The following is a 13600-nucleotide window of genomic DNA, read 5'->3' on the forward strand; positions in this document are numbered from 1 at the left end:
ATTCTCGACATTACTCTTTTTCTTATACCTCTAAAGTGGTATTTATAATCGTTTATTTTCAATGGTTTGCGCAAATTTGGTGCGAAATGGTGCACTTATGTTGCACAGTTCTTAATGCTTTTCTTTTACTTATTTGTTAAATCCCCGTTAAATCATTACCTTAGTAATTGGCACAACTTTTGCGGTGTTATTGACATAAAATTTTGTCAGTAAAGGGAAGTTGCATGTCTAATATCCAATCTAGTTGTGCTTATTGTGGAGTAGGCTGTGGCGTTACAATTTCACCAAAATCGCTAAATTCAGGTTTGATAAACTCAGGTTTACTAAATGTTGGTACACAAAAATCAACTGCATTTAATGCCAAGTTTGAGTTGATTGGCGATCAAGCCCATCCGGCCAATAAAGGTCAGCTATGTGCCAAAGGCGAGCGACTTATCGAAAGTCTGGTTCAGCTTAATACCTTGCGCTACCCCAAATTGAAATCAGGCAAACCGGTTTCTTGGGATGCTGCACTGACAACAGTTGCAGAGACTTTTAAGCAAACAATTGCAGAGCATGGGCCTGACTCAGTAGCCTTCTATCTGTCAGGTCAGTTGCTGACTGAAGACTATTATGTTGCAAATAAGCTGGCCAAAGGTTTTATTGGCACTGCCAATGTCGATACTAATTCACGCTTATGTATGTCTTCTGCTGTTAGTGGTCATATGCGCGCATTCGGCGAAGATGTGGTGCCAGGCTGTTATGAAGATTTTGAACTTGCCGATGTGATTGTATTAGTTGGTGCCAATAGTGCTTGGACTCACCCTGTTTTATTTCAACGCATGATAAAAGCCCGTGAACAGCGCGGCACAAAAATTGTTGTGATTGATCCAGCTAAAACCGCGACTTCAAGTCAGGCAGATTTACATTTACAAATTGCCCCAGGTACTGACAGTTTACTATTTAATGGATTGCTGCAGTTTATCGCAGATAATGACGCTGCTGATACCGATTATATTGCGGCGTATACTCAAAATTTCGAAGCTGTGTTAACTGAACTGTCACAAGATAAGCAGCAATTTGAAGTGGATAATCTAGCCACTTCACTGGGTTTATCAAGCAGTGAGTTGCTGCACTTTTACCAATTATTCATTGGTAATGAAAAAGTAATGACAGCCAGTTGTCAGGGGGTAAATCAGTCGGTTTTAGGAACTGATACCACCAATGCGATGATCAATTGCCATTTAGCATTAGCACATATCGGTAAGCCTGGTAGTGGTTTCTTTTCTCTTACTGGACAACCCAATGCAATGGGTGGCCGCGAAGTCGGTGGTTTAGCAACACAGCTTGCTTGCCATATGGGCTTTACTGATGCTGAACGTCAATTGCTTGCCGATTTTTGGCATACCGATGATAAGAGCGGTGTTATTGCGAAAGATAAAGGTTTAACCGCTGTTGAACTTTTTGATGCCATGGCTGAAGGAAAAATTAAAGCGGTCTGGATTATGGGGACTAACCCGTTAGTGTCGCTGCCTAATACCGCTAAAATTCAGCAAGCATTTGATGCCTGTCCTTTTGTGGTGGTGTCAGATATCACTCAAGATGCTGCAACAGCTAAACAAGCAGATATTTTGTTGCCTGCTTTAGGTTGGTCAGAAAAGTGCGGCACTGTGACTAATAGCGAAAGAGTCATTACCCGCCAGCGTGGTTTTATCCCAGCAAAAGGTGAGGCTAAAGCTGATTGGTGGGCACTTGCTGAAGTCGCTAAATTAATGGGCTTTGAAAATGAATTTGATTTCAAAAATAGCGCCGCAGTATTTAAAGAGTTTGCACAATTATCAAAAGCCGTAAAAAGTCGCTTTCCTGAAAAACAATTCGACTTAACTGGTATGAGTAATTTAACTGATGAGCAATATGATGCTTTAAAGCCGACTCAATGGCCTGTGGCAGATACCTCACAATTAGGTCAATCGAATCAAAGAGTTTATCAATATGGCTTATTCTCAACCCCAAGCCAAAAAGCGCAATTTATTACGACTGCGCATTCAACAGTAGTTAGTGTCGCCACTGAAGTTGTCAGTCAGCATCAAGTTAAATTAAACAGTGGTCGTAGCCGAGATCAATGGCACACCATGACTCGTACTGGCCATATTGCCAGTCTTCGCGCCAGTATTCCTGAGCCATTTATTGCAATGCATCCGCTAAAAATCCAGCAACTTGATTTACAACATGGGGACTTGGTCAGTTTTGAAACAGAAGTTGATGATGCAAAAACTGATAGTGGAAGAGTTGCTGCTGCCAGAGTGGTTTCAGATGATAATCAAGCGCCAGATATTGCGTTTATGCCTATGCATTGGTCGTCGCAATTTTCAATTGGCGATGGGGTTAATCAAGCCTTAAGCAGCGCTGTTGACCCAGTATCAAAGCAACCTGCATTTAAGTGTCAAACCGTTAGCGTATCTAAAGTTAATGTGGCACTTCAAGGGGTCATTTTTGGTGATCACGACCCTGAATTTAATGGAACTTGCTGGAACGTACAGCAGTCATTATCACAAGGTGAGTGTTTTCACATTGCTTTCAGTGATGCAGAGCAAGGCTTTGGGTTTCAATCGACGCTTTATTCTCTTAAATGGACCATCAGTTTACTCAGTAAGCAACTTATTCATGTGCAATGCAATATCCATAAAGGTCTGCTGGTATCGCTAAAATTGTTAAGCGATCAACAGGTTGAAGTGGCACTTGAACCTATGCACTTGCTTATTGGAAAAGAAGTCGATACTGCGTTAATGCAGCAATTGCATCAGTTAATCAAAGCAGGTAACAGCCCACTTATTTGTGCATGTACAGGCGTGACGGAAGCCAAAATTCAAGATGCTATGCTGCAAAAACTCGACAACACCGTATTTAATAAACGCAGCGCAGCAGACAATATTTCAATTAACCAAGCCGACTTTAATGCTGCACTTATCGAAACTCAGGCAGAACTTGGATGCGGAAAGCAATGTGGTAGTTGTCATAGTGAAGTCGTCCAATGTGCTAGTGATATCTGGTTAGTTGGGCTTGAAGATATGGCTATTGAAACTAAAGATTCTGAGCATGAAACGAAAATGCCAGCAGTTGCTACTCAAAATACTGAAGTAAAAACACAATCAGAAAATACCAAGAAAAGTTCGACAAAATCCACACAAGAGGAGGTGGCGTGATGAGCCATTCATTTAATAAGTTAGTTAACTTTAATCAGGCCATAACCTCTTTAAACACAACGGATGAAAATCAATTAGGCGCAGGTGAAGTTGAAATTGTTGGAGCAGGCTGTGGACAATTGGATTTGATGACGATTAAAGCGGCGAGGATTGTTTCTCAAGCCCAAGCGCTGGTGTATGACAGCCTAGTCAGTAGCGATATTCTTTCTCTAGTGTCTCCAGAGTGTGAACGCCATTTTGTTGGTAAACGTTGCGGTCAACCTAGCTATAAACAAGATGATATTAATGCTTTGCTGGCAAAGCTTGCGCTACAAGGGTTAAAGGTTGTGCGTTTAAAAGGGGGCGACCCACATATCTTTGGTCGCGGAGCTGAAGAATCTATTTACCTTGCTAAAAAAGGGGTAGTGAGTCGATTTACTCCCGGAGTAACAGCAGCATTGGGCTGTGCATCTACCACAGGTATTCCTTTAACGTATCGTGGCACCGCGCGTTCAGTCACCTTAGTAACAGGTACACGGTTTATTAGTGAAGGTAATCATCAAGCGCCAACTCAATGGAAAGCCTTGCTTGCTGCTGAATCAACCTTAGTTTTTTATATGGGCAAAGAACAAGCCACGGCAATTTCAGCAGGTTTACTGGCGGTCGATGCACCTGCTCAACTTCCAGTGGCATTTGTGACCAACGGTGGTAGACCGAATCAGTTAGTGACGTTCGCTAATGTGAGCAACATGGCTGACAAAGCACAAACCATTAAAGACAGCGGTCCGACACTAATTATTATTGGGGAAGTCGTTGCCGTTGGCCAAGAGTTAACAGCACTACTTGATGATATTGAAACTCGCTCTGCTGATGCCAATTTAGCGAACAACAATATGGCTGATTACCATCTAGACGAGGTCGTAAATGGTTGAACAACATGATGAGGCCATGCTGACAGCCGAAGACTTTGATACCCGAAAATTAGTTAAAACCTTGGGGAAAGGGATTAAAGGCAGTCGCAGCTTAAATTTTGCAGAGGCGTCACATTTAATCACAGCTTTTGCTAAAGGTGATGTAACTAATAGCCAAATGGCAGCAGCAATGATGTTGATGCGTGTTCGTGGTGAATCCATTGAAGAATTGGCGGGCGTCGCTGCAGGATTAAAAAAGTTAGTCTCACCTCAGTGGCAATCAATTAAAGCTGATATCGACTGGCCAGTTTATGCAGGTAAAAGAGAGCAGTTACCTTGGTTATTATTAGCGGCTAAAACACTCGCGAAAAATGGCAAAACCATTATCTTACATGGCGACAGTCAATCTTTGCCTCATCGTCGACATGTTGAAGCTTTTATTTCTGCGCTAGATATTCCACGTTGTTTTACCGCAGAGCAAGCGAAATCCAATTTAGCGTCTTCTGGGGTTATCTACGTTAACTCTGCTGATATCGTTCCTGTACTTAATGATTGTCGCCGCTTACACCAAGAATTGGGGCTTCGAAGTTTAATTCAAATGTCAGTTCGTTGTATTAATCCAACTAATGCAGCATTTAGTTTACGCAGCTATTTTCATCCCGGTTTAGATAAGCAGCACCAACAAGTCGCAATACTATTGGCTGCACAACAAGTACCTAATAGAGCAGAAAAGCCTGCCAATATTGCCATTTTTAAAGGGTTGCAGGGTGAAACAGAGATTAATCCAAGAGTAACCACTCAAGTAAGCTTGCTACGTTTTAGTGCTGCCGGTACTCACTTTGCCTCTAAAACTGAGCAGATGGACATGCCGACACAGCTTGAGGCTTTTGTTGGTGCAAAAGTAGGGCAGTCTGATTTGCCAGCATACTTGCTTGCACAGTTGTGGCGCGGTGTTGATATTAACGAAACCGAATTGACAGATTTACAGTTGCACCAAGCCATTAGCAGTATTACTGCAACAATGGCCTTAGTGTATGCCTTGTTGTCGCCTTCATTAACCATTGAAAAAGCGATTAAAAGAGCCAATAAAGACTGGCTTCTTCGCAATAATAGCGCCTCTTTTAAAGATGACTTAAGCCAAACTGGTGAGACGTTTATGAACTCTTATCAAGCGGATGCCAATGTGTGCGAGCAGCGGCCATGAAGTTATTGATTACAGTAGTTTTAGCGAATTTAATATTCTGTTTCTTAACCATAACGTTCGGAGCTAACTCATGGTTAATTTAGTTTATCGTGACCCTTCGTTTAAAAATGAAGATTTGTTTGTAGATTGTATGTCTGAGCTGAGCTCTGTTGAGCCTTGTGTCGAGATGACCTCGCTAAGTCAGTTAGAGCGTCAAGCCATGAAAGGTAACGGTTTGTGCTTGGTGTTTTTTACTGAAGCGTTGCAACCTATGCAACAAGTTTTTATTGAGCGATTACTGGCAAGTACAGCATTGCCAATAATCGTTAATGCTTACGCTTGGGATGAGAGTCATCTTGAGAATTTATTAAAGTGCGGTCGAGTCACTTTTGTGCCAGAGAAAATGACCCCAAAGCGATTAAACTCATTAGTCGGATTAGCCAAAATTCGCTTTAACAGCGCGTCTAATATACTTGAAAAGGTCAAGCTGCTTGATGCCCAGTGTACAGGTTTAAAACTCATGTCTAAGGCTAAGTCACTGTTACAAAGACAAGGTGTTTCTGAATCACAAGCTCATGAATTAATTCAAAAACAAGCAATGGATAGAAGCATTAGTCTTGCAGACATGGCGCAGCAGATCATTACTGCAGCGCAACAACTTGAGGCAAAGAAGATGCATCAGTTTGGTGCAACTGCTCCTGTGGTGAACAAGGAAGCCTAAGTGTTTATATTTAATGTGACTTTTAAGTATTAATTATCAGTGGTTTATAATAATTATCGGGTTGGCATAGTCGATGCAATATTAAATGTATGTAGTGAGAAATTTATCCAAGATTAAAGGCTAGCGAATATTTTGATGAATATGAGGGTTTGATTTAAGGCAATGGCGTCTTAGTCACACTCATAATGATTTGTTAGTCAGTAAAAGTTTTTTCAGTTTATTTTTAAAAATTTGAATCATAGGCAATGGCGCCATCTCTGTTAACCCAGAGATTGGCGCCTTTTTGTTTTTTAGCATTCAAAATAATAAAGGAGCCTACGATGGCTAATTCAACAGGAACGTCGAATTCAACGAAAGTAACAAGTGCAAAGCCAAAGCTTGTTGTGATCGGAAATGGCATGGTCGGGCACCATTTTATTGAACAGTTATGCAGTCAAGGCTTACAAAATCAATTTGATGTTGAAGTCTTTGGTGAAGAGCCTCGTCCAGCATATGACCGTGTACAGTTATCCAAGTACTTTGAAACAGGCAGCGCTGATGAGCTGATGTTAACAAGTGCACAGGATTACCAAGATTGGGGTGTAAAACTTCATCTAGAGACGCGCATTACGGCAGTAGATACAGAAAATAAAACCATTACTACTGAAGATGGTATCACTAGCACATATGACCGTTTAGTCTTGGCAACGGGGTCGTATCCTTTTGTACCGCCAATTAACGGTAATGATCGAGAACGTTGTGTGGTTTACCGCACCATTGAAGATTTACAAGATATTGAAGCCGCAGCAAGCCAATCTAAAGTAGGCGTTGTCGTCGGTGGCGGGCTATTAGGCTTAGAAGCTGCAAATGCGCTTATGGCGTTAGGAGTTACAACCCATGTGGTTGAGTTTGCACCGCAGTTAATGCCAGTTCAGTTAAATGATAAAGCCGGTGATTTACTGAAAAGTAAAATTAATGACTTGGGTGTTTCGGTTCATACTTCAAAAGCGACTACCGCCATTATTGATGGCGAGTCGGCTATGCACCGCATGACATTTAACGATGATACCTTCCTTGAAACAGACATGATTGTGTTTTCAGCAGGTATTCGCCCGCAAGATGCATTGGCTCGTTCAAGTGGCCTAGCAATGGGTGAGCGCGGCGGGATTACCATTGATGATAACTGTTTAACTTCAGCGGCAGATGTTTATGCCATTGGTGAATGTGCTTTATGGCAAAACCGCATTTTTGGCTTAGTTGCACCAGGTTATCAAATGGCGCGTGTTGCTGTGTCTCACATTGCTGCAAGTGCTGATAGTTCAGCTTCATCTTCTACTTTTACAGGTGCAGACATGAGTACCAAGCTTAAATTGCTTGGTGTAGATGTTGCTGCAATAGGTGAAAGCCGTGGGTTTGAAAATGCGCAGTTTGTTGAGCTTTCAGATAACCAATCAGGAATTTATAAAAAGCTCTGGCTAGATGAAACTGGTAAGTTCCTAAAAGGTGCGGTGTTAGTCGGCGATAATAGTGACTACAACCGACTATTAGATTGTTATTTATCACAAGATGAAATTGAAGGTAATGCGGTTGAGTTGCTAATGACTGGTGATGAATCTGCTGTTGAGTTAAAAGACACCTCTATTATTTGTTCGTGTCATCAGGTAACCAAAGCCGATATTGTTAATTCAGTGAAAGAAGGTAACCATACCATCGCTGAAATTAAGTCGTGTACTCGCGCAGCATCAGGTTGTGGCGGTTGTTCAGCATTAGTTAAACAGGTGATGGATCAAGCCCTTATTGCTGAAGGGGTTGAATGTAACACAGGTATTTGTGAGCATTTTGAGCATGACAGACAGTCCCTTTATCATTTATGTCAGGTCGAGAATATTACTGACTTTGATAGTTTGATTACTAAACATGGTAAAAAATCACCCACTGGACAACACAGCACTTTTGGTTGCGATCTTTGTAAACCCGCTGCCGCGTCAATCTTTGCTTCGTTACAGAATAAATATGTATTGAACCAAGAAAGTAGTCACGTGCAACTTCAAGATACTAATGATGCCTACTTAGGTAACTTACAAAAAGACGGGACTTATTCGGTTGTACCGCGTATTGCGGGCGGCGAAATCACCCCAGATGGTTTAATCGCAATTGGTGCAGTGGCCAAAGAATTCGATTTGTACACCAAAATTACCGGTGGCCAACGTATTGATATGTTTGGCGCCAAATTATCCGAGTTACCGATTATTTGGCACAAGCTAATTGATGCAGGTTTTGAGACGGGTCATGCATACGGTAAATCACTACGTACTGTTAAATCTTGCGTCGGTAGCACATGGTGTCGTTATGGTGTTCAAGATTCAGTTGGCACCGCGATTGATTTAGAAAATCGTTATAAAGGTCTGCGTAGTCCTCATAAAATTAAATTTGCAGTATCTGGTTGTACCCGTGAATGTGCAGAGGCACAAAGTAAAGATATTGGTGTGATTGCAACGGATAAAGGGTGGAATCTGTATGTTGCGGGTAATGGTGGGATGCGTCCACGTCATGGTGATTTGTTTGCCACTGATTTAGATACTGAAACCTTAGTGAAATACATTGATAGAGTTTTAATGTTCTATATTAAAACTGCAGACAAGTTACAGCGTACCTCTGTTTGGATGGAATCGTTAGAGGGCGGCCTTGAGTATCTGCAATCTGTAGTGATTGAAGACAGTTTAGGCATTGCTGCCGAGTTAGATACGCAAATGAATAATGTAGTCGATACTTATCAGTGCGAATGGAAAACCAGTTTAGATAAACCGGAGTTTTTAGCGCGCTTTAATGAGTTTGTTAACCCTGATGCGATGCCAGAAGGTGAGACACATTTATACGAGCGCGTTCGTGAGCAACGTTTCCCATTAAGCCCTGAATCATCAGGTGCTGGAAATATAGCGATTAAAGACATCACCAGTGAACAAAACGAGCAAGCTGTAGCGGAGGAATTAGTATGAGTTGGGTAAACGTATGTAATGAATCAACTTTACCTCAAGGAACAGGTGTTGCTGCTTGGGTTGCTGGTAAAGCGGTTGCGATATTTGATCTAGGTAAACACGGATTATTTGCCATTGATAATGTTGACCCTGCGACTGGCGTTAGCTTATTAGCCAGAGGGTTAATTTGCGATATGGAAGGGGTGTTATGTGTTGCTTCACCGCTTTATAAGCAACATTACAGCCTTGAAACAGGTGTTTGTATCGAAGATGAAGCGTTAGTCGCTTCTCCCTATGAGATTAAAAAGGAAGCTGGCCAAGTTCTTGTATTGGCTAAGTCATAAGGACGTGAAGTATGAGTTCTGAAAAATTTAACTTATTGTCGTTTTCGGGAAAGATGAAAACGCTGCATTTAAGCTGGATTGCATTTTTTATTACTTTTGTGGTTTGGTTTAATGCTGCGCCGTTACTGAGCGTAATCGCGGATAGCTTAGGCCTAACGACATCGCAAATTAAGACTTTGTTAATCTTAAACGTTGCGTTAACTATTCCTGCACGAATTATTATCGGAATGGTGACGGATAAATATGGTCCTCGATTAACCTACTCAGTGTTAATGGGTGTGTGTTCGATACCGTGTTTTATGTTCGCGGTAGCAGACTCGTTTGAGCAACTTGCGCTAGCGCGTTTTTTAATTGGTTTTATTGGCGCAGGCTTTGTTATTGGTATTCGTATTGTCAGTGAATGGTTCCCTGCAAAAGAGCTAGGGACTGCTGAAGGCATTTACGGCGGTTGGGGTAACTTCGGTTCAGCTGCTGCTGCATTCACATTACCTGCCATTGCTATTTATTTTGGTGGTGAAGATGGCTGGCGTTATGCCATTGGTCTAACTGGATTAATGAGCTTAACGTTCGCATTTGTGTATTACTTTAATGTCACTGATACGCCAAAAGGTTCGACTTATTTTAAACCTAAAAAAGCAGGCGGGTTAGAAGTCACCAGTAAAGGCGATTTTGCGTTACTGATTTTCATGAAAATCCCGATGTACGCAACCTTAGCACTACTTGCTTGGAAGTTATCACCAGCAGGCGTTGCTATGCTTGATGAGCAAACTACAAACATTATTTACGCAGGTTTAGTCGGTATCTTTTTTGTCGACTTTTATCAAACATATCAGGTGAATAAAGATATTTTTGTCAAAGAAGTGCCTGAGTTTGAACGCTATCCTTTTAAGCAAGTCGCGGTGTTAAATGTACTTTACTTTACGACATTTGGTTCTGAGTTAGCGGTTGTCTCCATGTTGCCTTTATTTTTTGCTGAAACCTTTGGTTTAGGCATGGCGCAAGCAGGTATGGTGGCATCGAGTTATGCGTTTATGAATTTGATGTCTCGCCCTGGTGGTGGTTGGTTAAGTGATAAATTTGGCCGTAAAAATACCTTGTTAATTCTTACAGCAGGTTTAGCTGTGGGTTACTTTGCTGTTGGGCAAATTGATGGGACTTGGTCGCTGCCGTTAGCAGTTGTAGTAGTTATGGCATGTTCATTCTTTGTTCAAGGCGGAGAAGGGGCTGTATTTGCTGCTGTACCACTAATTAAGCGCCGCTTAACGGGGCAAATTGCTGGTATGACAGGGGCTTATGGTAATGTTGGCGCGGTGTTTTTCTTAACTGTTTATTCAATGGTACCGACATCTGTGTTCTTTTATGTCATTGCTGTTAGCGCTGTACTCGGCTTTATTACCTTATTCTTTATGGCTGAGCCTAAAGGCCATATGGCTGAAGTGAATGAAAAGGGTGAAGTGACACTTATTAGTGTTAATTAGTCTTCTCTATCAATCACTAACACCGTATTGTATTAACTTTACGGTGTTAGTTTTTATAAAGGGTTGTGATGCAATCAAATCATAATACTAAATTGAACACTGCAAGTTTGAATAAGGTAGAGAATGCCTTAACTCAAGACGATGCTTATGTTGATGCTCATATTGATAGTCATGAGAGTAAGAATAAAACCGCTTTAATGGATGCTGCAAACCCAAAAGATGAGCAATTACCGATTTCTGGCTCATTAGAGGTATTTGCAGGACAAGTGTCTGATAAAGGCCGCAAACCTGAAAATGAAGATGCCATTGGGATCAAAATACCAACGGGTTTGATGTTAACCACAAAAGGGATTGTGAGTGTCATCAGCGATGGAGTGAGTGCAGCTGAAGGTGGTGCTAAAGCATCAGCTATAAGCGTGTCTAACTTTATCGCTGATTACTATTCAACACCTGAATCGTGGAGTGTTTTAACCTCTAGTACTCGAGTATTAACGGCGCTTAATCGCTGGTTGTATGGTCTAGGACAAGATTACCGCGATGCGCGAAAAGGCTATGTGTGTACTTTTAGTGCGCTAGTGTTTAAGTCGTGTTCGGCGCATATGCTGCATGTTGGTGACTCGCGAATATATCGCTTTAGACATGGTCAATTGGTCAAATTAAGTCGAGATCACAGCACTTCAGTGAATGATTTTACCAGTTACCTTACTCGTGCATTGGGTATGGATGTTAATTTAGAGGTTGATTACAAGCAGTTCAATATCGAAGTCGGTGACCTTTATTTAATGACCACAGATGGTATTCATGATGTGGTTACCGACCATGAACTAGCTAAAAGTTTATCGAATTTTCAGCAATCTAATCCCACTTTAACGGATGATGCCTGTGAGGTATTTTGTCAAAAGCTCCTTGATAAAGCTTATGAATTAGACAGTAAAGATAATTTAAGCGCACAGCTTATCTCTATAAAACAGCTTCCCACCCAAGCCATTGATGATGTTTACCGTAAACTATCTAGCCGACCTTTTCCGCCGCCAATGGCTGTAGGGATGAAACTGGATGACTATGAAGTCACCAAGGTGCTGCATCAAAGTCAGCGCAGCCAAGTGTATATTGTAAAAAATAAGCTTGGTGAAGAACGCTGCATGAAAACCCCATCAGTCAATTACATTGATGATGCAGCTTATATAGAACGTTTTATGCTTGAGAGTTGGATAGGTCATAGAATTAATAATCAACATGTGGTGAAAGTGGTTGATCATCATGTGAATAAATCGGCACTTTATTATTTAACTGAATATTTGGAAGGGCTAAGTCTGGCTGATTGGATGGAGCAACATCAGCGAGGGCCAGTAGAAGATGTGCTGCAACTTTTAAAACAAATTGAAACTGGCATTCGCGCGTTTCATCGTAAAGAAACCCTTCATCAAGACTTAAAGCCAGATAATATTTATATCACCCGCGATGGGGTGGTCAAAATAATCGACTTTGGTGCTTGTCACATCAAAGGTATCGCTGAAATTAATACGCCGCTTAAACGAGACAAGATACTCGGCACTGCTGATTACACATCACCTGAAGTGATATTAGGTTATCAGTCTGATGGCAGAGCTGATCTATTCTCTTTTGCGGTTATAGCTTATGAAATGCTCGCAGGTGAGCAACCTTTTAAAGGTCAACTTGCAAAATGTCACACAAGAATTGATTTTTTGAAACTCACTTATATTCCCGTTTATAAAACCAACCCAATGGTGCCAGAGTGGATGGATACAGCCTTAGAAAAGGCGTTGTCGATAGAGCCTTCATTACGCTTTGCTGATTCTAATGAATTTGTTCATGCATTAACAACCCCTAGTCAAACTCATTCCACAACCTTCATTCCTTTTATTCAAAGAAACCCAATTAAATTTTGGCAATCCATGTGTGCAATCTTATTGCTGTGGTGCTTTTATTTGTTGTTGGTTTAACCCTGAGCTTCAAATTCTAAACCCAACAAAGTCTCACTTCTGGTAAACCTCTCAACCTTTCGTTATATGTCACTTTACTGACGCGAACAAGCTTTTGCCTTATTTATCAATTGCTTATGTGGCTTAGTGCTATTTGTGGGTGTAGTAATAAAGTGGGGGGTGATATTTTTTTAGCCTATTGGTCTAAGCGCCTTTAATACTCGGGGTGGATTCAGATTTGTCGGGAAAAAGTAATACTGAGCTTACTGGAAATGTGAAGGGAATTAACTCTTCACTATGTTAAGGGCAGGAAGCATGGACTTATTCAAGCGTGAAATATTGCATCGCTTACAAACAATAGCAGGGATGCTTGCTCTTGTTGTCTGTCTAGCTTCTTTTCCTAGTTTCAGTCAGTCAGATTTAAGTGAATATGATGAACTTGCTAGCGGGGCAAACAATATTGCTCGAATCAATCAAGACGGCAGTGATAACTCATTAAACCTAAATCAATCTGGAATGGACAACTTATTTCGTTCTCATCAAGGTGGCTTTAATAATTCAATAAATACTAATCAACAAGGCTCGCAACATTTTGCTGGTTTGATTCAGTCAGGATCTGATATTGAAGCGCAAATCTTACAAACCGGGGTGGGTAATGTAGTTGTCTCTTTGCAGCATGGAGAAAGCTTATCTCTCGATGTGATGCAAACAGGAACAGGAAACGTAGCTTTAATACAGCAAAGTGGTTACGAAAATTCTATCGGGATCCAGCAGTATGGCTCCGGGAATGCGGTAGGTGTACTCCAATGGGGTAATTCGCAGCACGTTGAAGTCACTCAAAGGTGTTGTGGAAATTAACCCAAGCATAATTAATTTTTTTAAACATAGTAAAGGGAAATACGATA

At 41.3% G+C, this 13600-nt stretch carries 9 protein-coding genes; all 9 read left to right on the forward strand.

From position 1 onward, the window contains the following. Nucleotides 1–224 precede the first annotated feature (224 nt). The 9 genes from AC0L4E_RS07010 to AC0L4E_RS07050 all read left to right on the forward strand — a co-directional run bounded on the left by AC0L4E_RS07010 (nt 225) and on the right by AC0L4E_RS07050 (nt 13553). Entirely contained in the window at nt 225–3182 is a 2958-nt protein-coding gene (locus AC0L4E_RS07010; protein ID WP_473678588.1) for a nitrate reductase, read from the forward strand. Further along, on the forward strand, nt 3182–4093 hold the full coding sequence (gene cobA / locus AC0L4E_RS07015; RefSeq protein ID WP_473678589.1) for a uroporphyrinogen-III C-methyltransferase: 912 nt from the start codon (nt 3182–3184) through the stop codon (nt 4091–4093). Before AC0L4E_RS07010 ends, cobA begins: the two co-directional genes overlap by 1 nt. Continuing rightward, nucleotides 4086–5276 (forward strand): glycosyl transferase, encoded by a 1191-nt coding sequence (locus AC0L4E_RS07020; RefSeq protein WP_473678590.1) that lies wholly within the window; start codon nt 4086–4088, stop codon nt 5274–5276. The genes cobA and AC0L4E_RS07020 overlap by 8 nt, the downstream gene beginning before the upstream one ends. 70 nt (nt 5277–5346) lie before the next feature. Next, nucleotides 5347–5976 carry an ANTAR domain-containing response regulator gene (locus AC0L4E_RS07025; protein WP_473678591.1) on the forward strand — a complete coding sequence of 210 codons (630 nt, stop codon included), beginning with the start codon at nt 5347–5349 and terminating at the stop codon, nt 5974–5976. Nucleotides 5977–6296: 320 nt separating this feature from the next. After that, nucleotides 6297–8951, forward strand: coding sequence for a nitrite reductase large subunit NirB (nirB, locus tag AC0L4E_RS07030; protein WP_473678592.1), 2655 nt, complete (start codon nt 6297–6299; stop codon nt 8949–8951). Continuing rightward, on the forward strand, nt 8948–9274 hold the full coding sequence (gene nirD / locus AC0L4E_RS07035; protein ID WP_473678593.1) for a nitrite reductase small subunit NirD: 327 nt from the start codon (nt 8948–8950) through the stop codon (nt 9272–9274). The genes nirB and nirD overlap by 4 nt, the downstream gene beginning before the upstream one ends. A gap of 11 nt (nt 9275–9285) precedes the next feature. Next, nucleotides 9286–10752, forward strand: coding sequence for a NarK family nitrate/nitrite MFS transporter (locus AC0L4E_RS07040; protein WP_473678594.1), 1467 nt, complete (start codon nt 9286–9288; stop codon nt 10750–10752). 68 nt (nt 10753–10820) lie between these two features. Next, entirely contained in the window at nt 10821–12716 is a 1896-nt protein-coding gene (locus AC0L4E_RS07045; RefSeq protein WP_473678595.1) for a bifunctional protein-serine/threonine kinase/phosphatase, read from the forward strand. A 294-nt stretch (nt 12717–13010) separates the two neighbouring features. Further along, entirely contained in the window at nt 13011–13553 is a 543-nt protein-coding gene (locus tag AC0L4E_RS07050; RefSeq protein WP_473678596.1) for a curlin, read from the forward strand. Nucleotides 13554–13600: the final 47 nt, after the last annotated feature.

It is taken from the genome of Shewanella sp. GJ50-10 (assembly GCF_055808815.1).

Excerpts from the sequence above, each read along its gene's own strand:
- AC0L4E_RS07020 (WP_473678590.1), top strand. The coding sequence starts at position 4,086 with ATGGTTGAACAACATGATGAGGCCATGCTGACAGCCGAAGACTTTGAT.
- AC0L4E_RS07050 (WP_473678596.1), top strand. The coding sequence starts at position 13,011 with ATGGACTTATTCAAGCGTGAAATATTGCATCGCTTACAAACAATAGCA.
- cobA (WP_473678589.1), top strand. The coding sequence starts at position 3,182 with ATGAGCCATTCATTTAATAAGTTAGTTAACTTTAATCAGGCCATAACC.
- AC0L4E_RS07025 (WP_473678591.1), top strand. The coding sequence starts at position 5,347 with ATGGTTAATTTAGTTTATCGTGACCCTTCGTTTAAAAATGAAGATTTG.
- AC0L4E_RS07040 (WP_473678594.1), top strand. The coding sequence starts at position 9,286 with ATGAGTTCTGAAAAATTTAACTTATTGTCGTTTTCGGGAAAGATGAAA.
- AC0L4E_RS07010 (WP_473678588.1), top strand. The coding sequence starts at position 225 with ATGTCTAATATCCAATCTAGTTGTGCTTATTGTGGAGTAGGCTGTGGC.
- nirD (WP_473678593.1), top strand. The coding sequence starts at position 8,948 with ATGAGTTGGGTAAACGTATGTAATGAATCAACTTTACCTCAAGGAACA.
- AC0L4E_RS07045 (WP_473678595.1), top strand. The coding sequence starts at position 10,821 with ATGCAATCAAATCATAATACTAAATTGAACACTGCAAGTTTGAATAAG.
- nirB (WP_473678592.1), top strand. The coding sequence starts at position 6,297 with ATGGCTAATTCAACAGGAACGTCGAATTCAACGAAAGTAACAAGTGCA.